We start from the raw sequence: 22778 nt of genomic DNA, 5'->3' as shown, positions 1-22778 counted from the left end.
CGGCCTACTTTCATCGATGAACGTCGAACATAGATGAACGCTACACTTCTCGGCGTGCGCCGACTCGACCACCCGAAACTCGACGACGTCCCGCTGGCCAAGGCCCTGTCCGCGCTGGGCGATCCCGTCCGGCTCGCGATCGTGCGCGGGCTCAGCGACGGCGAGGAGCACCAGGGAGCGCAGTTCGAGGTGCAGGTCTCGCAGTCGACGTTGAGCCACCACTTCACGACGCTGCGCGGCGCCGGCGTGGTTTTCATCCGGCCGGAAGGCACCCGCTGCTGGCATTCGCTGCGCCCGGAGTTCGAGCAGCGCTTCCCCGGGCTGCTGGCCGCCGTTCTCGCCCAGGACTGAGCCGGGCCGTTTCGAGTTCCGGACAAGCCCCTTCCGGGGTGGTCCGCGTGGGGAAGCATGGTCCTGCTCCCCCAGCGGCGTTGCTCCGCGCGGCGGAGCCGGTGCGGATCGGTGGGACGGACTTCGCGCCGCGTGTTCCGCTCCGGCCGCGGAATGCGTACATTGATCCACTCTGCATACGTAGTCAACTGCTGATCGGCGGGAGTGGGTCACATGGTGGTGTCCAGGCGATCGTTCATGCTCGGGACGGGTGCGGCGCTGACGGGGGTGGCGTTCGCGCCCTCCGTGCTCGGCGCGCCGGGAGCGTCCGCGGCCGGGGGCACGCCCTCGTGGCTGGCCGACTCGGTGCTCTACCAGCTCTACCCGCAGAGCTTCGCCGACACCGACGGCAACGGCATCGGCGACCTGCGCGGCATCATCGAGCACCTGGACCACCTGCAGTGGCTGGGTGTCGGCGCGATCTGGGTGAACCCGGTGTTCCCGTCGCCGCTGACCGATGCGGGCTACGACATCTCCGACTACACGGGCGTGCACCCGCGCTACGGCGACGAGCAGGACGTGGCGGAGCTGGTGGAGCAGGCGGGCCGGCGCGGCATGCGGGTGCTGTTCGACCTGGTCGCGGGCCACACCTCCGACCAGCACCCGTGGTTCTTGGATTCGTTGCAGAACGACCAGGACCACAACTACATCTGGGCGACGCCGGAGCAGCTGCCGGAGGACGGTTCGCTGCCGGAGGAGTTCGTGGCCTCCCCCGGTCCGCGCCAGGGCGCGTTCCGCAAGAACTACTACGACACCCAGCCGGCGATCAACTACGGCTACGCGCGGATGGATCCGGCGGAGCCGTGGCGCCAGGGCGTCGACGACGAGGGGCCGCGGCGCAACCGCGAGGCGATCTTCCAGGTGATGGACCACTGGCTGCGGCTGGGCATCTCGGGGTTCCGGTGCGATCTGGCGGCCACGCTGGTCAAGGACGACCCGGGCTGGGTGGAGACGAGCAGGTTGTGGGGCGAGCTGCGCGAGCGGGTCGCGCAGAGCCACCCGGAGGCGGTGCTCATCTCCGAGTGGGGCGACCCGGAGACGTCGGTGCCGGCCGGTTTCGACGCGGACTTCTACCTGCCGGTCAACGGTCCTGGTGATGGGGCGCCGTGGAAGTCGTTGTGGCACGAGAACCCGTTCTTCGGTGCTGAGGGCACCGGGACGGCGAAGATCTTCGTGGACGCCTTCACGACGGCGACGGAGAAGATCGGGCCGGGGCGCATCATGCTGCCGACGGCCAACCACGACAGCGCGAACCGGCTCAACGACGGGGTGCGCACGCCGGAGGAGCTGCCCGTCGCGTTCGCGTTCCTGCTGACCTGGCCGACGGTGCCTTCGCTGTACTACGGCGAGGAGATCGGGATGCGGATGATCGAGGACCTCCCGGAGGTCGAGGGCAGTGCGGGTCGTCAGCGCAACCGCACGCCGATGCAGTGGAACGACGGTCCGAACGCCGGGTTCTCCAGCGCTGCGGCCGAGGACCTCTACATCCCGATCGATCCGTCCGAGGATCGGCCGAACGTGCAGGCGCAGCGGGACGATCCTGGTTCGTTGCTGCACTTCGTGCGGCGGCTGCTGGCGTTGCGCAAGCAGCATCCGGAGCTCGGCACGCAGGCCGGTGTGGAGGTGTTCTCCGACGGTTATCCGCTGACGTACCTGCGCGGTGGTCGTTTCCTGGTCACCGCGAATCCGCGGCGGGAGGAGGCGGCGGTGACGGTGGCCGATGAGCGGTTGGCCGGGGCTCGTCCGGTCGAGGACAGCGGTGTGCGGGTGGAGGGTGAGGTGATCACGGTGCCGGGGTTCGGTTACGCGATCTTGGACTTGCAGGGCTGAGCGGTGCGTGGGCGGCCCGTGTCGCGGGTCGCCCACGGCTTGGTGGGTTTCGGGCCTTGCGCTGGTGCGCACGGTGGACGCAGGCTGCGCTTTTCCGCGTGCTCGGTGTCGTGGCGTGGTGGGTCGGTCGGTGGTCGGTGCTTCTTGACGCCCTTGGTGGCGGAAGCTAGCCTCCGACAACCTTCATACGTATGCATAAGCGTGCACTGGGGCCGCGACCACTGGAGATGCCCATGTCCATCGGAGTACCGGGATCACCCGCTCCTGCCGCTGCGGCGGAACCGGAGCAGACGACGAAGAAGAAGATCCGCCGGGCGGTCTACGCCGGCGGTGTCGGGAACTTCGTCGAGCAGTTCGACTACGGCCTCTACGGCTACATGGCGCCGATGCTGGCTTCGTCGTTCTTCCCGGGCGGCAACAGCGCGGCGGCGGTGATGAGCACGTATGCGGTGCTGGCCGTGGCGTGCGTGTTCCGCCCGTTGGGAGGCACGCTCGTCGGGCGGTGGGGTGACCGGGTGGGGCGCAAGAAGGCCTTGCTGTGGACCATCATCATGATGGGCGTGTCGACGGCCCTGATCGGTGCGCTGCCGACGTACCAGCAGGTCGGGTTCTTGGCTCCGCTGCTGCTCGTGGTGATCCGGACGTTCCAGGGGATGATCTCGGGTGGCGAGTACGTGGGTGCGGTCGCGTTCATCGTGGAGTGGGCGCGGCCGAACCAGCGCGCTTACTACACGTCGTACGCGTCGAACAGCTGCTTCCTGGGCATCTTGTGCGGTGCGGGTGTGGCGGCGTTGACGAGTGCGGTGTTCGACCCGGCGCAGTTGGAGTCGTGGGGTTGGCGGATTCCGTTCTTGGCGGTGCTGCCGCTGTCGGCGGTCGGGTTGTGGCTGCGCAGCCGGATCGAGGAGACCCCGGAGTTCATGCGGGAGACCGAGGGCGGCACGAAGATCGTGAAGGCGCCGGTGCGGGAGGCGCTGCGGGAGCAGTGGCGGCCGATCCTGGTGTTCTGCGGTGCGTCGATCATGTTGGCGATCTTGTCCTACACCTGGGTGACGTACTACCCGGAGTACCTGGTCAGCGAGCTCGGACTGACGAGGTCGCAGGCGTTGCTGTCGAACTTGATCTCGGTGGCGGTGCTGATGCCGCTGCTGCCGTTGGCGGGCAGGCTCTCGGACCGGATCGGGCGCAAGCCGATGCTGATCACCGGTGCCCTCGCGTGCATCGTGCTGGTGCCGGTGGCGTTCGCGATCGGTGAGCAGGGCAGTTTCGCGTCGGCGGTGTGGAGTCAGCTGGTCTACATCATTCCGGAGTTCTTCCTGACCGGGATCGTGACGACGTGTTCGGCGGAGCTGTTCGCGACGCGGACGCGGTTCAGCGCGAGCGCCATCGCGTACAACAGTTCTTTCTCGGTGTTCATGGGGGTGACGCCGTTCGTCGCGGCGTTGCTGGTGAGCACGTTCGGCACGATCTACGCGGTGTGGGCGTACTTGGCGGTGGCGGCGGTGCTGGCGCTGGTGGTGATCACGGTGTTCATGAAGGAGACCTACCGCAGCGATCTCGGTGCGGACAAGTTCGCCAAGGAGGAGCTGGTCGGGTCCGGCCGGTAGGCCGGGTGTGCGTTCGGCGGCTTCCTCGCCGCGGGGTCGTGCTTGGTTGTGGCTGTGCCGCAGGCGGGAGGGCCCTGGCGAGGGGGCCGCCGAGTGCTGTCCGGGGTGGGTGGTGCGGTCAGACCCGCCAGGCTCGGCGCAGGGTGGGTGGTGCGTGGGTGCCGCGGCGCACGAGTTCCGGGGTGAAGGCGACTTGGCGGGCGGATCGGTCGGTCTCGCCGGTGAGCCGCTCGACGAGCAGGCGGGCGGCGGCTCTGGCCATTTCGGGGAGGTCGTAGCGGATCGTGGTGAGCGAGAACGCTTCCCAGGAGGCCATCGGCAGGTCGTCGAAGCCGATCAAGGTGAGGTCGTCGGGGATGCGGAGTCCTTCGCGCAGCGCGGCGTTGTAGGCGCCGATGGCGACGACGTCGTTGCCGCAGAACACGGCGGTGAGGTCGGGGTCGGCGTCGAGGAGTTCGGTGAGTCCTCGGTAGCCGGTGTCGAAGTCGTAGGGTCCGCGGCGGATGCGGGCGGCGGGCAGGGTGATGCCGGCGTCGGCGAGTCCGCTGACGAAGCCGTGTTCGCGGTCGCGTCCGGAGCTGGTGTCGGTGGAGCCGCCTAGCAGGGCGACGGTGCGGTGTCCCAGTTCGGCGAGTTCGGCGGCGACGATGCGGCCGCCGCGTTCGTTGTCGACGACGGCGGAGTCGGCGCCGTCGCGTCCGTCGATGCGGTTGAGGAACACGAAGGGGACTTGTTTGCGCCGCAGGGCGTCGGGCAGTGCGGAGCCGGTGGTGGCGGTGGTGAGCACTGCGCCGTCGATGGAGTGGTCGAGCAGCCGTTCGGTGGCGAGGGCGTCGTCGGAGCGTTCGGTCAGCAGCATCATGCGGTAGCCGCGTTGTTCGAGTTCGTCGTGCAGCGGGCCGACGAGGTAGGGGTAGAACGGGTTGGCCAGGTCGCTGACCAGCACGCCGATTCGGCGCGTGGAGCGGGTGGAGAGGCTGCGGCCTGCTTCGCTGGGCACGTAGTTGAGCGCGTCGGCGGCGTTGCGGACGCGTTGTTGCGTCGCCTCGGACACTCGCGGGTCTCCGCGCAGGGCGCGCGAGACCGTGGCTTGCGATACCCCGGCGAACCTGGCGACATCATGACTCGTGATCGACATTCGACCTCCCGGTATACGGATTCTAGTCGGGTGCGCGCGGGATGATCTGGACGGTTCGGGGAGTGCTTTCACCTGCGGGGCTCATTGACCGGCAACGGGCCCGATGCTGTAATGCATACGTAGTCATCAAATGCGGAGGTGCACGGATGCAGCAGGGACCGGTACGGGTCAACGAGGACGAGATCGCGCGCAGGACGATCCGGCGCAGCGATTTCGTGTCCTGCGACCAGGCGTTCATCGACTGCCGCACGCCGGGCTCGGAGCGCAAGGAGAACTACGCGATGATCGGGCCGGGGGTGTCGCAGAACTCCAAGCAGGTCATCAACCTCCGCGAGCCGCACGGCTACAACATCGGCGCGGCCGCGATGCCCAACGGTGTGGTGAACAACCTGCACCTGCACTTCACCGCCGAGGTGTTCCTGTGCTTCCGCGGCGAGTTCCTGCTGCGGTGGGGTTCAGACGGCAACGAGGGCGAACTGGTGCTGCGGGAGGGCGACATCGCCTCGATCCCGACGTGGATCTTCCGCGGGTTCACCAACATCGGCCCGGACGACGGGTGGCTGTTCACCTCGCTCGGCCACGACGACACCGGCGGCATCATCTGGGGCCCCACGGTGCTGCGCGACGCCGCCGGGTACGGGCTGCACCTGACCGAGGACGGGCGGCTCATCGACACGGTCGCCGGGGACGAGCCGCCGGAGGACGTGGAGCTGGTGCGCCCGATGGCGGAGCCGGACCTGGCGCGGTTGCGGTCGTTCTCCGCGGAGAAGATGCGGCGGCGCGTGGTGACCCAGGACGACCTGGAGTGGTGCTCGCAGCCGTTCCTGGACTCGGTGGTCACCGGGGGCGGCGCGGAGCTGGCGCTGGTCGTCGGGTTCGGCATGACCGAGGACCTCGACCAGGAGCCGCGGATCTTCAACCCGCACGGGCACAACATCGCGTGGCTGCGCGCCGAGCCGGGCGCGGGGATGCTCGGGCACCGCGTGGAGCAGACGCAGGTGCTCATGGTCAAGGACGGGCGCTGGGAGGTCACGCTCAACGACCACGAGCCGGTCACGGTGGAGCTCGGCGAGTGGGACATGCTCTCGGTGCCGCCGGGCGCGTGGCGCAGCATCCGCAACGTCGGTGAGGGCACCGGCAAGCTCGTGGTGATCAACTCCGGGGACGGGCGGGTGCGCGTCGACTGGGACGAGGAGGTCGTCAAGGCCGCCGCGGACGCCGGGTACTCGATCGATCACAACGGTTACGTGGCGCCGTACGCGCTGGTGCCGCGCGCTCGTGGCTGATCCGACGGTGGTGCTGGTGCCCGGCATGCTCTGCGACGCGGCGCTGTGGGCGCCGGTCGAGGGCGCGCTGGGGTTGCCGGTGGTGCACGCGCGGATCGACGCGCCGAGCATCACCGGCATGGCCGAGCAGGTGCTGGCGGCCGTGGACGGTCCGCTGCTGGTGGCCGGGTTGAGCTTGGGCGCGATCGTCGGGTTCGAGGTCGCGCGGCTGGCTCCGCATCGGGTGGCGGGTTTCGCGGCGTTGGCCACCAACGCCGCCGCTCCCCTGCCGGCGCAGCACCAGGGGTGGTCGCGGATGGCTCGGCGGACGCGGGCGGGTGATTTCGCCGGTGTCGTCGAGGAGGTCCTGCCGAGCATGTACTCGCGGCCGTCGGAGGCGGCGGCGCGGGAGTTCCGCGGGATGGCCGAGCGGATCGGTCCGCGGCGGTTCCTGGACCAGCTGGCCGCGCAGGGCACTCGGGTCGACGCGCGCGGGGCGCTGGGGTCGGTCCGGGTGCCGTCGTTGGTGGTGGGCGGTGTCGAGGACGCGTTGTGCCCGCCGGAGTTCCACCGCGACATCGCGGCGCGGTTGCCCGGTTGCGAGCTGGAGTTGGTGGCGGGTGCGGGGCACCTGCTGCCGTTGGAAGTTCCTGAGGTCATCGCCGGGTTGCTGGCCGGGTGGGTGCGCCGGTGCGCTCCCCCTGCGGCGGCTCGGGGTTCGGCCGCGAATTGAGGAGGACGACGTTGTCCGAAGTGATCAAGGGTGCGGTGGCGAAGCCGACCGCGACGGAGGATTCCGCGTTGCGCGATCGGGTTCGCGGGATCATCGATGACATCCGGGACCGCGGTGACGTGGCGGTGCGGGAGTACTCGGAGCGGTTCGACGGGTGGAGCCCGGAGTCGTTCCGGCTCTCGGCGGAGGAGGTCGAGCGGATCGTGGCGACGGTGCCGCAGCAGGTGCTCGACGACATCCGGTTCGTGCAGGAGCAGGTGCGGGGTTTCGCCGCGCACCAGCGGGAGTCGTTGCGCGATGTCGAGGTGGAGACGTTGCCGGGGGTGCGGTTGGGGCATCGGCACGTTCCGGTCGGTGCGGTGGGTGCGTACGTGCCGGGTGGGCGGTATCCGCTGACGGCGTCGGCGCACATGACGATCGTGACGGCGAAGGTCGCGGGTGTGCCGCGGGTGGTGGCGGCGACGCCGCCGATCCGCGGTGAGGTGCCGGCGGCGACGGTGGCGGCGATGCACTTGGCGGGGGCGGATGAGATCCACCTGCTCGGTGGTGTGCAGGCGGTCGCGGCGATGGCGGTGGGCACGGAGTCGGTGGGTTCGGTGGATCTGCTGGCGGGGCCGGGCAACGCGTATGTCGCGGAGGCGAAGCGGCAGTTGTTCGGTGAGGTCGGGATCGACTTGTTCGCGGGTCCGACGGAGATCTTGGTGATCGCCGATGAGCACGCGGATCCGTTCGTGGTGGCGGTGGATCTGCTGTCGCAGGCCGAGCACGGGCCGGACTCCCCTGCGGTGCTGGTGACGACGTCGCGGTCGGTGGCGGAGGCGGTGATCGAGCACGTGGAGAAGTTGCTGCCGGGGATGCCGACGGTGGACTTCGCGGGTCCGGCGTGGCGTGATCACGGTGAGGTGGTGCTGGTGGAGTCGGTCGACGAGGCGTTCGAGGTGGCCGATTCGTACGCGAGTGAGCACGTGCAGGTGCTGACCGAGCAGCCGCGGTTGGCGTTGGAGCGGATGCGCGACTACGGGGCGTTGTTCTTGGGTGAGGGCACGTGCGTGTCCTACGGGGACAAGGTGATCGGGACGAATCACGTGCTGCCGACGAAGGGCGCGGCGCGCTACACCGGCGGGTTGTGGGTCGGGAAGTACTTGAAGACGGTGACGTACCAGGAGGTGACGGATCCGGTGGCGAGCGCACAGCTCGGTGCGGTGTGCGGTCGGGCGGCTCGGGTGGAGTTGTTCGAGGGGCATGCGCGGTCCGGTGATGTGCGGGCGGCGAAGTTCGGTGACGCGGCGTTGGAGTGGGCCGATCATGTCCGCGGCTGAGCTGGCGGGGCGCACGGCGTTGGTGACCGGGGGCGGTAACGGGCTCGGTCGGGCGATGTGCCGGGCGTTGTCGGCCGAGGGTGTGCGGGTGATCGCGGTGGGGCGTACGCGCGGGTCGTTGGAGGAGACGGTCGCGGGGTTGCCTGGTGCGGGGTTGGCGGTGACCTGTGATGTCGCTGATCCGGATTCGGTGGCGGAGTTGGCGGGGCGGTTGGCCGGTGAGGAGGTGTCGGTGTTGGTGAACAACGCCGGTGTCGCCGGGCCGGTGGCTCCGTTGACGGAGGTGGAGCCCGCGGAGTGGGATGCGGTGTTCGCGGCGAACGTGCGCGGCACTTTCCTGATGTGCCGGGCTTTTCTGCCTGCGATGACGGCGCGTGGTGCGGGTGATGTGGTGAACGTGGCGTCGGTGTCGGGTAAGCGGCCGTTGGCGCGTCGCACTCCGTACTGCGCGTCGAAGATGGCGGTGCTGGGGTTGACCACGACGTTGGCGGCGGAGGTGGGGCCGTTGGGGGTTGCGGTGAATTCGTTGTCGCCGGGTCCGGTGGAGGGGCCGCGGATGGAGCGGAATTTCCGGTTGGAGGCGGAGCGGACGGGGACGTCGGTGGCGGATGCGGAGGCGGCGTTCGTGTCGCGTGCGGCGTTGGGCCGGATGGTCACCGAGGACGAGGTGGGTGCGGCGTTGGTGGCGATGTTGCGGATGCCGGGGTTGTGCGCGGCGGATGTGGATCTGTCGGCGGGGATGGTGGCGCGATGAGGTTGAAGGCGAAGTTGCGTTCGGGTGCCCGGTTGCGCGGGGGGATCCTGCGGTTGCCAGCGGAGATGCTGGTGGAGTTGTCCGGGGTCGCGGAGCTGGATTACGTGCTGGTGGATTGCGAGCACGGTCCGGCTGATCTGGTGGTGTTGCAGCAGCACATCGCGTTGGCGCAGGCGCATGGTGTGCCGGTGCTGGTGCGGGTGGGGCGCGGGGATGCCAATCAGGTGCTGCGGGTGCTGGATCTGGGTGCGGAGGGCGTCGTGGTGCCGCACGTGGAGTCGGCGTCGGAGGCGCGGGAGGTGGTGCGTTCGGCGCACTATCCGCCGCGTGGTGAGCGGGGTTTCGCGACTTACAGCAGGGCCGGTCGTTTCGGGGCGGTGTCGGCGGCGGAGCACTTGGATGCGGCGCGGGACGTGCTGGTGATCGCGATGGTGGAGACCGCGGCGGGTGTGGAGAACGCGGCGGAGATCGTGGCGGTGGACGGGGTGGATGCGGTGTGGGTCGGTCCGGCCGATCTCGCGGTGTCGCTGGGGGTGCCGCCGGGTGATGCGGCGGTGTCTCGGGCGAAGGAGCAGGTGCACTCGCGGGCGCGGGAGGCGGGTGCGGCGGTGATGAGCATCGTGTCGAGCGCGCGGGCGGGTGCGGTTGAGGACGCGGATTTTGTGGTCTACAACGTGGCGCACATCTTGTTGGACGTGTTCCGGTCGTTGCGGGCGGGTTCTGAGCCGGGTTGAGGTGGCATGGGAAACGGCCCATCGGATCGCGGGGAGCGTTCCGGTGGGCCGTTTTTCGTTGTGTGCGGGTCAGTAGAGCTCGGGCCGTCTGTCGGCGAACAGGTCGGCGTGGGGGGTGAGGCGTTTGTCGCGGGAGGCGTGCAGGTCGAGGTCGGTGCAGGCGGTGTCGGTGGTGTCGGTTTCGGCGCTGACGCGGCCTTGCTGGTCGATGATGGCGGTGCCTTCGGTCCAGTGGGTGCCGCGTTCGGTTCCGGTGCGGTCGCAGCAGGCGATGGCGAGGTGGTTGACGCGGGCGGCGGCCATGGCGATGACGACTTCGGGGGCGCGTTCGCCGGCGGGTCGTGGCAGCAGTGGCCAGTTGGTGGGTACGGCGAGCAGGTCGGCGCCGTGGAGGGCGAGTTTCCGGGTGAGTTCGGGGAATTCGAGGTCGTAGCAGATGAGCACGCCGATGCGGCCGTGTGAGGTCTTCAGCACGGGTGGTGGGGTGTCGCCTGGGGTGAACAGGAGTTTTTCCTCGTCCCACAGGTGGGTTTTGCGGTAGACGGCGATGAGTTCGCCGTGGTCGAGGACGGCGGCGCTGTTGTAGAGGTGTCCGTCGGGTCCGCGTTCGCAGAATCCGCCGACGACCACGGAGTGCGGGGCGGCGCGGCCCCATTCGGTCAGCAGTGGGTCGTCGGGGTCGATGGCGACCGAGCGGGCTTCGGCGGTCGAGTTGAGCCGGTAGCCGGAGGTGACGAGTTCGGGCAGGACGATGACGTCGGCGCCGCGCGCGGCGGCCCCGCGCACGGCCGTTGCCGACAACTCGCGGTTGTGCGGCAGGTCGGCCACGCGCGGGGCCAGTTGGGCGCAGTGCACCCGGGTCATGGTCGCTCCGGGTGTCGTGGGTTCATCCGAGTTGCGCCGGGGGTTCGTCGGCGAGCAGTTGGGCGAGGACGTCGAATTCGTTGAACAGCGACCATTCTTCGACGATGCGTCCGCCGGAGAAGTACAGCTGGGACATGCCCCACAGGTGGGCGCGGCGCCCGGTGGGGGTGCCGTAGAGGCCGTAGCCGCGGTGGGTGCCGGTGCCCGACCAGCGCACCGAGACGCTGTAGCCGTCGGTGTCGTTGCCCATCCAGTACACCTCGTCGACGGCGACGCCGAGGTCGGGGAAGGTGGCGAGCAGGGAGCGGGCCATCCCGCGCACGTCGGAGCGGTTGCGGCCGGTGCGGTTGGTGGTGCCGTGCCAGCGCACCGCGTCGGCGTAGACGCGGTCGAACATGCTCAGGTCGCGGCGGTTGTAGACGTTGTGGAACAGGGCGCGCACGGTCTGCTCCACGTCGAACGCGCCGGTGGGCAGCGGCATCGTTTCGGGTTTGCGGCCGCCGGTGAGGCGCAGTGGTTCGCTGAACTGGCGGGCGGTCAGCGGGGCGATGCCGCCTTCGTTGCCGTAGGTGCGGGCGGCGTCGACGACGTTGACGCCGAGCTGCTGGAGCTTGGCGGCGGTGTTGTAGAGGACCCACTCCTCGTAGATCTCGTTGTCGCGCACGACGCAATTGGCCATGACCCAGGTGTCGAGCTTGCGGCCGGTGGGGGGTCCCCAGCGCCAGGGGCCGGTGTGGTGGCCGATGTTGATGGCGCGGTGAGAGGTGACGAACCCCTGGTCCTGGTCGCCGGCCCAGATGACGTCGTCGGCGTAGTGGCGGCAGTCGGGGAAGGCGTTGATGGACTGCATGGTGCCGTCGACGAGTTGCTCGACGCCGTAGGAGTAGCCGTTGTCGCCGTGCAGGCGGCAGCCGGGGCTGTAGGTGTCGTAGATGTAGCCGACGTCCTGGTCTTCCCAGATGCGGTGGGTGATCCGCACGATGTAGTCGACGATGTCGGTGTAGGTGTCTTCGAAGCCGCGCATGGGTTGCCTGCGCTCCCCCGCCACGCGTGCCGGTTCGTCGGCGCCGTGGCCGGAGTCGACGCGGATGGCGTGGTCGGTGGGCATGGTGCGCGCGGGCGCGTGCATGGTGCCTTCGGGTGCGCCGCGGCCGGTGGCGCGGGGCGCGGCGGCCACCTGGGCGGCGGTGTCGGTGGTGTGCTCGTCGGACTTGCCGCTCATTTCTGGGCTTTTCCCTTCTGGTGGCGTGCGGTGCGGATCGTGGCGGTGGCGCGGTGGGCGGCCATCTGCTCGTAGTCGGAGATGACCTCGACGGCGTCGGCGAGCCGGGGTGTGGCGTGTTCGGCGACGCGCTGGTAGGTCAGCGGTTTGAGGAACCGCGACACCGACAGGCCTGCGCTGTGCTTGGCGCCGCCCGCGGTGGGCAGGACGTGGTTGGTGCCTGCCATGCCCTTGTCGGAGTAGGCGACGGTGGACCAGGGGCCGAGGAAGATGGAGCCGTAGTTGCGCAGCGCCCGGTGGTAGTGCTCGTCGTCGGCGGTGATGACTTCGAGGTGTTCGGGGGCGAGGTCGTCCATCAGGGCGATGGCGGTGTCGGTGTCGGCGGCCCAGGTGACCGAGCCGTGGTCGCGCCAGGCGGGCCCGGCGATCTCGGCGGTGGACAGTGTTTCGAGTTGGCGTTCGACTTCGGTGATCACGGCGTTGCCGAGGGTTTCGGAGGTGGTGATCAGCGCTGCCGGGGAGTTCACGCCGTGTTCGGCCTGGCCGAGCAGGTCGGCGGCGACGAGTTCCGGGTCGGCGGTGTCGTCGGCGAGCACGGCCACTTCGGAGGGCCCGGCGAGCAGGTCGATGCCGACGGTGCCGAACAGTTGGCGCTTGGCTTCGGCGACGAACGCGTTGCCGGCGCCGACGAGGACGTCGACGGGGCGTTCGCCGAGGAGCCCGAACGCCATCGCCGCGAGTGCTTGCACGCCGCCGAGGACGTAGACGTGGTCGGCGCCGGCGAGGTGCGCGGAGTAGAGCACGGCGGGGTCGGGGGTGCCGTCGCGGCCGGGTGGCAGGCAGGCCAGGACGGTGTCGACTCCGGCGACCTTGGGCACGCCGACGGTCATGAACGCGCCGGCGGTCAGGGGGAATCGTCCGGCGGGCAGGTAGGCGCCGACGCGTTGCACGGGCACGTAGCGGTGGCCGGTGATCAGGCCGGGGGCGAGTTCGGTTTCGAAGTCCTGCAGGTGGGCGCGTTGGGCGCGGGCGAAGGCGCTGGTGCGTTGGGCGCCGAGTTCGAGCGCTTCGCGGTGGGCCGGGGTGAGGCGGTCGCCGCTGTGGCGGATGGTGGCGGCGTCGAGTTCGACGGTGGGGTCGGTCCAGCCGTCGAGTTCGCGGGCGTAGCGCAGCACTGCGTCCATGCCGTCGCGTTCGATGGTGGTGAGCATGTCGGAGACCCGTTGCACCACGGCCGGTTCGCGTTGGGCGGCGGGGCCGTCGTGGGCGGGTGCTTTGAGGATGCGGTGGGAGCCGCCGAGTTCGCTGAGCAGGGAGGGGGCGAAGCGCATGGCGCGAACACTACGAACCACCCTGGCACAGGACAAGATGAGAAGTTCCTGCACGTGCCATAGGGTTTTCCTGTGACGTTGAAGCAGTTGCGGGCGTTCGTGCTCGCCGCGCGGACCGGGTCGTTCACCACGGCCGCGGCCGCCATGGGCATCGCGCAGGCGTCGGTGTCGGAGTTGATCCGCAAGCTCGAGGACGAGCACGCGACCCGGTTGTTCACCCGGGGTGCGCGGCGGCTGGTGCTGACCGCGGCGGGTGAGGCTCTGCTGGGGCACGCGGAGCAGGCCGTGGCCGCCGCCGACGAGGGTGCGCAGGCGCTGCGGTCGGTGCGGTCGCTGCACGGGGGTGTCGCGACGTTCGGGTTGCTGCGCAACGCCGGGTACTACCTGCTGTCGGATCTGGCGCAGCGGTTCCACGACCGCTACCCGGACGTGCGGATCCGGTTGATCGGGTTGAACTCGGTGGAGGTCGCCGCGGCGGTCGCGGCGGGCACGGTGGAGGCGGGGCTGGTGGTGCTGCCCATCGACGACGAGGGGCTGGAGGTCACTCCGCTGCTGCGCGACGAGGTGTACTTCGCCACCGCCGATGCGGCCCGTGCCCGGGAGCCGTTGGGCATCGCGGATCTCGCGGCGAGCCGGTTGATCCTCTACGACGCGCACTACGGCTGGTCTGATCCGACGCGGCGCCAGTTCGCCGACCGCGCGCAGCTCGCCGGGCTCAAGTTGGAGCCGTGGATCGAGGTCGAGCACGTCGAGTCGGCGTTGTCGCTGGCGCAGCGCGGTGTCGGGGACACCGTGGTGGCGCGGGCGGTCGCGCAGAGCGCGGCGTGCCCGCCGAACCTGCACACCGTGGGGTTCCGGGAGCCGGTGCACGACACGATCGCCCTGGTGCGCAGGCAGTCCACGGCGCTCTCGCCCGCGACGCGGGAGTTGGCCCGCCTCGCCGAGCGCATGATCCTGCGCGGTGACGGCGACCGGTGAGTCCCGCCGAGGACGTGGCCGGTCCGAACGTCGCCGGGTCGGCAGCGCGGCACGGTCCCGGGTTCCGGGTCAGGCGGTGCGGTCCGCTGTGATGGCGGCCGGTTGCGGGGTGGGGCGCTGCCCGCGGCGCTGCAGCACCACGCCCCACACGACCAGCACGACCGCCAGGCCGATCGACAACCACAGCTCCAGGCGCTTGCCGGGCAGGATCGCCATCGCCAGCAGGATTCCCGAGATCCCGGCGATGGTGAGCACCGTCAGGTACGGGAACGCCCACATCGGCGATTCGAGGCGCGACTCGATGCCCCGCGCCCGCATCGCCCGTCGTGTCGCGAACTGGGTGACGGCGATGACGAGGTACATCATCAGCACGATGGCGCCGCTGGAGGCCAGCAGGTAGCCGAACAGTTCCGGCACCGCGTAGTTGACGACGACCGCGACCGCGCCGATCACCGTGGAGGCCAGCACCGCCGCGCGCGGGGTGCCGTTGGGTCCGGTGGTGCCCGCGAACCGCGGCGCGTCGCCGCGCCGGGCGAGGGAGAACAGCATGCGGGAACCGGTGTAGACCGCCGAGTTCAGGCAGCTGCACACGGCCACGAGCACGACCACGTCCATGATCAGCGCCGCGCCGGGGATGTTCATCGTCTCCAGCGCGGCCTGGTAGGAGCCGCCCGCTTCCAAGCCGGGCGCGTTCCACGGCACCAGCAGCACCACCACGAACACCGAGCCGATGTAGAACAGCGCCAGCCGCCACACCACGGCGTTGATGGCCTTGCGGATGTTGCGCTCGGGTTCGGCGGATTCGGCGGCGGCGATGGTGACGATTTCACTGCCCTGGAACGCGAACATCGCTGTGAGCAGGCCCGCGAGCACCGCGATGCCCCCGTTGGGCAGGAACCCGCCGTTGGCCCACAGGTTCGCCGGGCCGGAGACCTCCGAGCTCGGCAGCAACCCGAAGATCGCGGTCAGGCCCAGCACGATGAACCCGACGATCGCCAGCACCTTCAGCAGCGCGAACCAGTACTCGATCTCGCCGTAGTTGCGCACCGACATCAGGTTCGTGCCCGCCAGCACGGCGATCACGACGAACGCCGGGATCCACGTCGGGATCGCCAGCGACGCCCCGATGATGTCGCCGGCCGCGATCGCCTCGATCGGGATCACCAGCACGTAGAACCACCAGTACAACCAGCCGATGGAGAACCCCGCCCACCGGCCCAGCGCGCGGTCGGCGTAGGTGGAGAACGAACCGGTGTCGGGGTTGGCGATCGCCATCTCCCCCAGCATCTTCATCACCAGCACCACCAGGGTCGCGGCGATGAGGAAGGACACCAGCACTCCCGGGCCGGCTTCGGCGATCGCCGCCGAGGAGCCGACGAACAGGCCCGCACCGATCACACCTCCGATCGAGAGCATCGTGATCTGGCGGCCCTTGAGGCCGGTGGTGAGCGCACCACCGGTGGCGGGCGAGGTGTCGTGGGACATGCGGGCTCCTGCCGGGAACGCCCTGGTGGGCGTGGGACGTGGTGGCGATCAGGTGCGGGCCGGTGGCGGCGCGTGAGCGGCGGGCAGCCGGTTCGCCGGGTCCCACCGGCGCGGCGAGACGATGCGCATGACGGGGCACGGTAGGCGCAACACCGCCGCGGAACCAGAGGTGTTTCCCCGGACTTTCGCGCCCGCGGGCATCCGGGTGCTCCCGGCAGGCGCCGATCGGCGCAACGCGCGGCGTGGCACGGGCCCTACGATCCTGCGATGGGCAGCGACGACGACGCTCTGCTGGCCGAGCAGCTCGCCTACTACCGGGCCGCAGCCGCCGAATACGACCGCCCCTACCGCGAACGCGGGGACCTGCGCGCGCTGCTGGACGTGCTCGACGACCTCCCGGTCACCGGTGACGTGCTCGAAGCGGCGTGCGGAACGGGCCAGTGGACCGGGCGGCTGGCGGCGCGGGCGCGGTCGGTGACCGCCCTCGACGCGGCACCCGAACCGCTGGCTGTGGCGCGCGCCCGCTGCGCTTCGCCGAACGTGCGGTTCGTGCAGGCCGACCTGTTCGAGTGGTCGCCGCCGCGGCGCTACGACGTGGTCTTCTTCGGGTTCTGGCTCTCCCACGTGCCGCCGGCGCGGCTGGCTGGCTGGTGGGAGCGGGTCGCGTCGATGCTCGCGCCCGGCGGCGCGGCGATCTTCGTCGATGACGGGCCCGCGGAGGCCGCGTCCGAGGACGTCCTCGACGGGGACGTGCCCATGGTGCGGCGGCGGCTGGCCGACGGCGGTGAGCACCGCGTGGTGAAGGTGTTCCACGACGCTGACGCCCTCACCGGCCTGCTCACCGGCTGGGGCTGGTCGGCTCGGGTGCGGCCGGTGTGCGGGAACTTCACCGCGGGCGTGGCACGACCCCCGCGGTGAGCCGCGCGGTGTCGGGGTGCGCTGCTAGGACGGTCGCATGGTGTGGACCTTGAGCGATGTCGAACGGGCGGTGCGGGCGGGCTGGGGCGCGGACACCTGCGCACCGGAGGACCTGCCGAAGTGGTCGACGCGCAACCCCGCCCGCGGCCAGTGCGGGGTGACCGCGCTGGTACTGCACGACCTGCTCGGCGGTGACCTGCTGCGCGGCGAAGTGCGGGTGGGCGGCGAACAGGTCGACTACCACTGGTGGAACCTGCTCGGCGGCGGCGTCGAAGTGGACCTGACCCGCGAGCAGTTCGCCGCCGACGAGATCGTCGGCGCGGGCGTGGTGATCGTGCGGGGACCGCTGTCGCGGATGCACGAGCAGTACGCGCTGCTGCACGAGCGGGTGCTGGCCGGGTTGGAGGTTCCGGTCTCGCCGCGAGCCGAGCCGTGAGCCGGCCGGGGTTCAGCGCTGCGCGATCAGCGCCAGTGCCGCCGTGACCAGTGCCGCGTTGTCCGGGGTGATGTCACCGTCGGGCAGCTGCAGCGTGTCCTGCAGGCCGATGCGCACTTCGTGGCCCTCCCGCACGGCCAACGCCAGCACCGGCCACGCTCCGGCGGCTTCGCCGTGGAGCAGCACCGGTGTGCTGGTGGGGCCGATCTGGTCGAGGTGCGCCCGCGCGGAGGTCGCGGCGCCGCGCGCGGTGGGGTCGGTGACCTCGGCGAGGATCCGCAGCACCTCCCCGCGCGCCGGGGAGTCCCGGAAGTGCGCGGGACCGTCGGTGCCCGAACGCAGACCCGCCTCCACCGCGATACCGCGTTCCAGCAGTGCGCGGGCGATGTCGTCGGCGCCCGGCTCGTGCCAGTTCACCGAAGCGCGGTCGGGCAGCACCGTCCACCCGCGGATCGCCGCGACCCGATCGCGGGGATCCGGGGCCGTCCACGCGCCGGTGGTGACCCCTACGGCCACGCCCGGCGCGGCCGCGCGCACCGCGAGCAAGGCCGCGGCCAGCACGTGCGGATCGACGCTGTCGGTGCCGTCGGGATGCTTCGGGTGCAGGTGCAGCTCGGTGGCCCCGGCCGCGACGCAGGACGCCGCCGCGGCGGCGAGCTGTTCGGGGTGCACGGGCAGGTGGTGGTGCTCGCGCGGAGATCGGGCGCCGTTGAGGCAGGCCTGCAGCATGCGCCGATTGTGTCGGGTTTCGGCGGGGTGGGGTATTCGGTGCGCTGGGTCGTTGCCGTGCTGGTGGCATGTCGTGATCAGTTCCCGAAGCAACCGGCCCCCACCGAACCGGAGACCACGGCCCGGCAGCGGCGAGCACGGGTGCGACCGCGGAACTCGTCTTTGATCTTGTCGTTCCAGATGAGCAGCGTTGCCGATCGCTGTCCCCTCGACGGCTCGGACGCTGACCAGCGACCGGCACCGGGCGTCGAAGTTCCACCACCCCGCCGCGTAACCCGCCGTGCGCGCACTCGTTAGCGTGGTGGTGTGGTGATGTTGGGTCCGCGCGAGCGGATGGCGATCGACCGGCGACTGGCCGGCTGGGACGTGTCCTCGGCGCGCGGCCCGTGGACCCGGTGGTTCCTCGAATCGGTGCGCGACCGCCCCGGCGTGCGGGCCGCCGAACTGGCCGCGGAGCTCGACCGCCCGGTGTCCCGGTTGAAATCGCAGGCGTGGTCGCTGGCGGAACTGGACCTGCTGGTGCGCGACGGACAGGCCTACTGGCTCTCCGAACGCGGCGCCGCCTACCTGGCGGGCCGCGACAAATGAGTTGCACCCGCGCCGCCCGGCACGCTTGAGTACCACCCCATGACGACCTGAACCGATCTCCACCCTCCGCCCCGGTCCCTGCCGGAAAGCCGGCCCGCACCGCCTGCGGAGGTCTCCGCGATTTCGCGAGGAATCGAACGCGCCCCCGCCCGCCCTCAACCCGCGCGCCAGTTCACCTGCACTGATGTGACGCGGCACGGCGGTGCGGGCGCTGCAATTCCTCGCGAAATCGCATGCGGGTGAGCAAGGTTTGAACGGGCTGGTCCAGGGGTGTTCGTGGTCAGGTCGCCGTGCGCGGTGGCGGGAAGCTGGTGGGGATGAGTTCGACGGGTGATCGGTTCGCGTGGGAGTCGCTGGATCCGGCGGCGCCGCTCGACGACCTCGCACCGCTGCTGGACATCGTCGGCGACGCGCGCGTCGTCGCCGTCGGCGAGAGCAACCACGACGTGCGCGAGTTCGGCCTGCTGCGCCACCGCGTGGCCCGGCTGCTGGTGGAACGCGCCGGATTCGACGTGGTCGCGATCGAATCCGGATTCGCCGACGCCCGCGCACTCGACACGTGGGTGCACGGCGGGCCCGGCGCCGTCGCCGACGTCGCCACCCGCGGCCTCGGCTACCGCTTCGGCGAGGCCCGCGAAGTCCAAGACCTGCTGAGCTGGCTGCGTTCCCGCGGCGACGTCACCTTCGCCGGGCTCGACGTCCCCGGATCCGCGGGCAACGCCGACCATGCCTGGGCACTGGCCGAAGACGCCCTGCGGGAACTCGACCCGGACGCACTGCCGCTGCTCGACGACGCGCGCCGAACCACGGCGCGTTACACCGCCGTGCACAGCGGCCTGGCCATGGGCCGCTACGCCGTCCTCGAACGCCCCGAACGCGACGCGGCCACCGCCGCCGTCACCGAACTGCTCACCCGAATCGACGACCTCGCCCCGATCGTGCCCGCCGCCGCCCGCTACCGGTACGCGGTGGCCGCCCACGCCGTGCGCGGCGCCTGGCGGCTCGACGCGTTCATGCGCGAACTGCTCGCCGTCGCCGCCGGCCACGGACGACTCGCCTCCCGCGACGCGCACATGGCCGACACGGTGCGGTGGCTGCAGACCCACCACGGCCCCCGCGCGCGGATCGTCGTGCTCGCCCACAACGGCCACATCCAACGCACCCCCGTCACCTTCGACGGCATGACCCACCCCCTGGTGCCGATGGGCGCGCACCTGGCCGCCGAACTCGGCGAGCACTACCGGCCGATCGCGATCACCGGCACCGCGGGCACCACCACCGGCATGACCATCGACGCCGACGCCCCCGGCGGCATGCGCCTGCACGAAGCGCCACTGCCCCCGGCCGCCGACGGCAGCATCGAAGCGGCGCTCGCCGACACCGCACCCATCGGAGTCGACCTGCGCGCGACCACCGGCGGCCCGAACCTGATCCGCCACGCCGAGACGTTCGTGGCGACACCCGTGTCCGCCGCGTTCGACGCCCTCCTGCAGGTCCCGGCGACGCGCCCCAGCGACTTCGTGCTCACCTGAGCCGCATTCACCCGGTGGGCTGAATCGGTTCGGGCTCGCACGCGTTGTGATCCGTTGCGGGCGCGCGTGCGGGCGCGCCGCTGCGGGATAGCATCGCGGTCGGTAACCGTCCGGCGAGCAGGAAAGACACTCCTATGACCAAAGCGCCCGTCACCGTCACCGTCACCGGTGGCGCTGGCCAGATCGGCTACGCGCTGCTGTTCCGGATCGCTTCCGGACAGCTCATCGGGGCCGACACCCCGATCAAGCTCCGCTTGCTGGAGATCCCGCAGGCCGTCAAGGCCGCGCAGGGCACCGCGATGGAGCTCGACGACTGCGCGTTCCCCCTGCTGAGCAGTGTTGACGTGTTCGACGACGCGCGCGCCGCGTTCGACGGCACCAACGTGGCGCTGCTGGTCGGTGCGCGGCCGCGCACGAAGGGCATGGAGCGCGGCGACCTGCTCGAGGCCAACGGCGGCATCTTCAAGCCCCAGGGCGAAGCGATCAACGCCGGTGCGGCCGACGACGTGAAGGTGCTGGTCGTCGGGAACCCGGCGAACACCAACGCGCTGATCGCCCAGTCCCACGCCCCCGACGTTCCCGCGGAGCGGTTCACCGCGATGACCCGCCTGGACCACAACCGGGCGCTGACGCAGCTGGCGCAGAAGCTGGGCACCACGGTCACCGAGATCAAGAAGCTCACGATCTGGGGCAACCACTCCGCCACCCAGTACCCCGACCTCTTCCACGCCGAGGTCGACGGCAAGATCGCCGCCGAGCAGGTCGAGCGGTCCTGGCTGGCCGACGAGTTCATCCCCACCGTCGCCAAGCGCGGCGCGGCGATCATCGAGGCCCGCGGCGCCTCGTCGGCGGCCTCGGCCGCCAACGCCGCCATCGACCACGTCCACACCTGGGTCAACGGCACCCCCGAAGGGGACTGGACCTCCGCCGGTGTCGTCTCCGACGGCTCCTACGGCGTGCCCGAGGGCATCATCTCCTCGTTCCCGGTCACCGCCAAGGACGGCCGCTTCGAGATCGTCCAGGGCCTCGACATCGACGAGTTCTCCCGGCAGCGCATCGACGCTTCCGTCAACGAGCTCGTCGAAGAGCGCGACGCGGTGCGCGGCCTCGGCCTCGTCTGAGCAGTCGCACACGGCAGGGGCCTTACCGGGGATTCCGGTAGGGCCCCTGCCGTCGTTGCAAGGCCGTGCCCGCCCCCGTACTGGAACGGCGCACCACCCGGCCCGCGGTCATGATCACATTCGCCTAGGTGCCGGCCGCCTGAAACATCACCCGGGCGCGAAGAACCAGCCCCGCAGGCAAAAGCCGACTCAGCGGCCTGGCGGAACCGGCTGTGCGACCGCTTCGCGCAGCTCGGCGGCCGCCTCGTCCATGAGCTGAGCGAGGGTGGTGTCCGGCTCGGCCAGCCAGCGCGGCAGGGCACGCCGGTGGATCGCCAGCGCCACGTCGATGATGAAGCGTGCTCTACCGGGTTCGACGCCGCGGCGCTCGAGCGCCGGTGCCAGCGCGTCGGCGATGTCGGCGAGCTTGATCAGATCGCGCTCGGCCAGCGCCGGATTGGCGGCGATCACCCTTCCCCGGCGCAGCAGGAACTCGCGCGGCCGGAAGATCCCCTCGGCGGTTCCCAGCGCGGTCAGCAGCGCCTCGATCGCAGTGAGCCCCGGGTCGGCCGCCTCGACCTGGGCGACGAGGTGAGCCTCGAGTTCGTCACCGGCGAAGAGAACTTCCCGCTTGTCGGGGAAGTAGCGGTAGAAGGAACGCTCCTTCAGCCCGGCGGCGCCTGCGATCTGCGCGACCGAGGTGCGGTCGAACCCCTGCGTCTCGAACAGCTCCAGCGCCGCGCGTTCGAGCCGGCCCTGTGCGTCGGATTCCCATCGCGGCATGCCCACCAGAGTACGACAACAGAAGCTGTCGTCAGCTGCTACGGTCGATGACAACAGAGGCTGTCATCAGAGGAGAGCGTCGTGAAGGCTCTGCAGTTCGACCGTTTCGGTTCCCCGGACGTGATCGTGCTCCGCGACGTCCCGCAGCCGGAGCCCGGACCCGGCCAGATCCGGATCGCCGTGCGGGCGTGCGGGCTGACACCGGCCGACTGGCACGTCGTCGACGGTCTCCTCGCCGACCATCTGCCGCCGCTGCCGCGCGGACTCGGCCTCGAGGTCGCGGGCACCGTCGAGGCGCTCGGCGACGACGTCACCGGCGTCCGGATCGGCGACCGCGTGTTCGGCCCGGCCACCTTCGACGGCCCGACGGCCGGCGCCGCCGAGTACGCGCTGATGCCGGCCTGGGCACGCATCCCCGAGAACGTCACCGCCGAGCAGGCCGCCGCGCTGCCGATGGCGGCCGAAACGGCGTGGCGCGCGCTCGACGACCTCGGCGTCCAACCGGGCGAGCTGCTGCTCGTCCACGGCGCGGGTACCACCGTGGGCGAGGCGGCGGTGCGCTTCGCGCTGCACCGGGGAGTCCGGGTGATCGCCACCGCCGGACCGACCCGGGCCGCCGCCCTGGAAGAGATCGGCGCCCAGGTCACCGCCTACGGCGAGGGCATGGCCGAACGCGTCAGCGCACTGACCCCAGGACCCGTGGACCGCGCCCTGGACACCGCGCCCACCGGGGGCCGGATCGACCGCGCCGACCAGCCCAGCCCCGCAGGCGGCTCACTACCGACCCTGATCGAACTGACCGGCGACCCCGACCGCGTCCTCACCGTCTCGGACTTCGCCGCCGCAGCCGAACTGGGCGTCCGGATCACCACCGACATCCGCTACGACCGGATGGACGAGTTCGCCCGGCTCGCCGGTGACGGCATCCTGGTCGTCCCCGTCGCCCGCACCTACGCGCTCGACCAGATCCAGCAAGCGGCCGAACTCAGCCGATCCCGCAGGCCCGGCGGCAAGCTCATCCACGTCCTGTGATCACCCCGCC

The 22778-nt window shown here is 70.7% G+C and carries 22 protein-coding genes; 15 read left to right on the top strand and 7 right to left on the bottom strand.

The features are described from left to right. Positions 1 to 54 precede the first annotated feature (54 nt). The 3 genes from BJ969_RS13650 (at position 55) to BJ969_RS13640 (ending at position 3827) form a co-directional block, all read left to right on the top strand. Positions 55 to 351: an ArsR/SmtB family transcription factor gene (locus tag BJ969_RS13650; protein ID WP_343071386.1), complete on the top strand. Its 297-nt coding sequence runs from the start codon at positions 55 to 57 to the stop codon at positions 349 to 351. Positions 352 to 564: 213 nt separating this feature from the next. After that, entirely contained in the window at positions 565 to 2220 is a 1656-nt protein-coding gene (locus BJ969_RS13645) for an alpha-amylase family glycosyl hydrolase (RefSeq protein WP_221315814.1), read from the top strand. Positions 2221 to 2453: 233 nt separating this feature from the next. Continuing rightward, positions 2454 to 3827, top strand: coding sequence for an MFS transporter (locus BJ969_RS13640; RefSeq protein ID WP_184479307.1), 1374 nt, complete (start codon positions 2454 to 2456; stop codon positions 3825 to 3827). Between the two features lie 118 nt (positions 3828 to 3945). Here BJ969_RS13640 and BJ969_RS13635 read toward each other — a convergent pair whose 3' ends face one another. Next, on the bottom strand, positions 3946 to 4965 hold the full coding sequence (locus tag BJ969_RS13635) for a LacI family DNA-binding transcriptional regulator (protein WP_184479306.1): 1020 nt from the start codon (positions 4963 to 4965) through the stop codon (positions 3946 to 3948). Between the two features lie 146 nt (positions 4966 to 5111). Here BJ969_RS13635 and BJ969_RS13630 point away from each other — a divergent pair, with 146 nt between their 5' ends. The 5 genes from BJ969_RS13630 to BJ969_RS13610 are packed head-to-tail and all read left to right on the top strand — an operon-like array spanning position 5112 to position 9770. Further along, on the top strand, positions 5112 to 6251 hold the full coding sequence (locus BJ969_RS13630; protein ID WP_184479305.1) for a cupin domain-containing protein: 1140 nt from the start codon (positions 5112 to 5114) through the stop codon (positions 6249 to 6251). Continuing rightward, on the top strand, positions 6244 to 6963 hold the full coding sequence (locus tag BJ969_RS13625) for an alpha/beta fold hydrolase (RefSeq protein WP_184479304.1): 720 nt from the start codon (positions 6244 to 6246) through the stop codon (positions 6961 to 6963). Before BJ969_RS13630 ends, BJ969_RS13625 begins: the two co-directional genes overlap by 8 nt. 20 nt (positions 6964 to 6983) lie before the next feature. After that, positions 6984 to 8282, top strand: coding sequence for a histidinol dehydrogenase (gene hisD, locus BJ969_RS13620; protein ID WP_343071707.1), 1299 nt, complete (start codon positions 6984 to 6986; stop codon positions 8280 to 8282). Next, positions 8269 to 9036, top strand: coding sequence for an SDR family NAD(P)-dependent oxidoreductase (locus tag BJ969_RS13615; RefSeq protein WP_184479302.1), 768 nt, complete (start codon positions 8269 to 8271; stop codon positions 9034 to 9036). The genes hisD (BJ969_RS13620) and BJ969_RS13615 overlap by 14 nt, the downstream gene beginning before the upstream one ends. Further along, positions 9033 to 9770, top strand: coding sequence for an HpcH/HpaI aldolase family protein (locus BJ969_RS13610; RefSeq protein ID WP_184479301.1), 738 nt, complete (start codon positions 9033 to 9035; stop codon positions 9768 to 9770). Before BJ969_RS13615 ends, BJ969_RS13610 begins: the two co-directional genes overlap by 4 nt. Before the next feature lie 69 nt (positions 9771 to 9839). Here BJ969_RS13610 and BJ969_RS13605 read toward each other — a convergent pair whose 3' ends face one another. The 3 genes from BJ969_RS13605 to hisD (BJ969_RS13595) are packed head-to-tail and all read right to left on the bottom strand — an operon-like array spanning position 9840 to position 13187. Beyond that, a complete protein-coding gene (locus BJ969_RS13605) occupies positions 9840 to 10634 on the bottom strand; it encodes a nitrilase-related carbon-nitrogen hydrolase (protein WP_184479300.1) in 795 nt (264 codons plus the stop codon). Positions 10635 to 10656: 22 nt separating this feature from the next. Continuing rightward, positions 10657 to 11856: an ester cyclase gene (locus tag BJ969_RS13600; protein WP_184479299.1), complete on the bottom strand. Its 1200-nt coding sequence runs from the start codon at positions 11854 to 11856 to the stop codon at positions 10657 to 10659. Next, positions 11853 to 13187 carry a histidinol dehydrogenase gene (hisD, locus tag BJ969_RS13595; RefSeq protein WP_184479298.1) on the bottom strand — a complete coding sequence of 445 codons (1335 nt, stop codon included), beginning with the start codon at positions 13185 to 13187 and terminating at the stop codon, positions 11853 to 11855. The genes BJ969_RS13600 and hisD (BJ969_RS13595) overlap by 4 nt, the downstream gene beginning before the upstream one ends. A gap of 72 nt (positions 13188 to 13259) precedes the next feature. Here hisD (BJ969_RS13595) and BJ969_RS13590 point away from each other — a divergent pair, with 72 nt between their 5' ends. Beyond that, positions 13260 to 14165: a LysR substrate-binding domain-containing protein gene (locus tag BJ969_RS13590; RefSeq protein WP_184479297.1), complete on the top strand. Its 906-nt coding sequence runs from the start codon at positions 13260 to 13262 to the stop codon at positions 14163 to 14165. A gap of 69 nt (positions 14166 to 14234) precedes the next feature. On the opposite strand, the gene BJ969_RS13585 is transcribed toward BJ969_RS13590, so the two are convergent. After that, positions 14235 to 15650, bottom strand: coding sequence for an amino acid permease (locus BJ969_RS13585; protein ID WP_221315813.1), 1416 nt, complete (start codon positions 15648 to 15650; stop codon positions 14235 to 14237). Between the two features lie 267 nt (positions 15651 to 15917). On the opposite strand from BJ969_RS13585, the gene BJ969_RS13580 reads away from it, so the two are divergent. Further along, on the top strand, positions 15918 to 16568 hold the full coding sequence (locus BJ969_RS13580) for a class I SAM-dependent methyltransferase (protein ID WP_184479296.1): 651 nt from the start codon (positions 15918 to 15920) through the stop codon (positions 16566 to 16568). Between the two features lie 37 nt (positions 16569 to 16605). Then, complete coding sequence (locus BJ969_RS13575) at positions 16606 to 17004, top strand: YunG family protein (RefSeq protein WP_184479295.1); 399 nt, start codon at positions 16606 to 16608, stop codon at positions 17002 to 17004. A 12-nt stretch (positions 17005 to 17016) separates the two neighbouring features. Here BJ969_RS13575 and BJ969_RS13570 read toward each other — a convergent pair whose 3' ends face one another. After that, the gene (locus tag BJ969_RS13570) at positions 17017 to 17733 is read right to left on the bottom strand and encodes a 3-keto-5-aminohexanoate cleavage protein (protein WP_184479294.1); all 717 of its coding nucleotides are present in this window, start codon (positions 17731 to 17733) and stop codon (positions 17017 to 17019) included. A gap of 306 nt (positions 17734 to 18039) precedes the next feature. On the opposite strand from BJ969_RS13570, the gene BJ969_RS13565 reads away from it, so the two are divergent. The 3 genes from BJ969_RS13565 to BJ969_RS13555 all read left to right on the top strand — a co-directional run bounded on the left by BJ969_RS13565 (position 18040) and on the right by BJ969_RS13555 (position 20974). Next, positions 18040 to 18321 carry a hypothetical protein gene (locus BJ969_RS13565; protein ID WP_184479293.1) on the top strand — a complete coding sequence of 94 codons (282 nt, stop codon included), beginning with the start codon at positions 18040 to 18042 and terminating at the stop codon, positions 18319 to 18321. A 317-nt stretch (positions 18322 to 18638) separates the two neighbouring features. Continuing rightward, positions 18639 to 19853 (top strand): erythromycin esterase family protein, encoded by a 1215-nt coding sequence (locus BJ969_RS13560; RefSeq protein WP_184479292.1) that lies wholly within the window; start codon positions 18639 to 18641, stop codon positions 19851 to 19853. A gap of 134 nt (positions 19854 to 19987) precedes the next feature. Next, a complete protein-coding gene (locus BJ969_RS13555) occupies positions 19988 to 20974 on the top strand; it encodes a malate dehydrogenase (RefSeq protein WP_184479291.1) in 987 nt (328 codons plus the stop codon). A gap of 189 nt (positions 20975 to 21163) precedes the next feature. Here the strand turns inward: BJ969_RS13555 and BJ969_RS13550 are convergent, their stop codons facing one another. Then, the gene (locus BJ969_RS13550) at positions 21164 to 21736 is read right to left on the bottom strand and encodes a TetR family transcriptional regulator (protein ID WP_184485234.1); all 573 of its coding nucleotides are present in this window, start codon (positions 21734 to 21736) and stop codon (positions 21164 to 21166) included. An 81-nt stretch (positions 21737 to 21817) separates the two neighbouring features. On the opposite strand from BJ969_RS13550, the gene BJ969_RS13545 reads away from it, so the two are divergent. After that, positions 21818 to 22768: an alcohol dehydrogenase catalytic domain-containing protein gene (locus BJ969_RS13545; RefSeq protein WP_184479290.1), complete on the top strand. Its 951-nt coding sequence runs from the start codon at positions 21818 to 21820 to the stop codon at positions 22766 to 22768. The last annotated feature ends 10 nt before the right edge of the window (positions 22769 to 22778 follow it).

The sequence above is a fragment of the Saccharopolyspora gloriosae genome (genome assembly GCF_014203325.1).
Taxonomy (GTDB): domain Bacteria; phylum Actinomycetota; class Actinomycetes; order Mycobacteriales; family Pseudonocardiaceae; genus Saccharopolyspora_C; species Saccharopolyspora_C gloriosae.
Note: the sequence above shows the minus strand (reverse complement) of the source record. Positions and strands in the feature narration are given on the sequence as shown.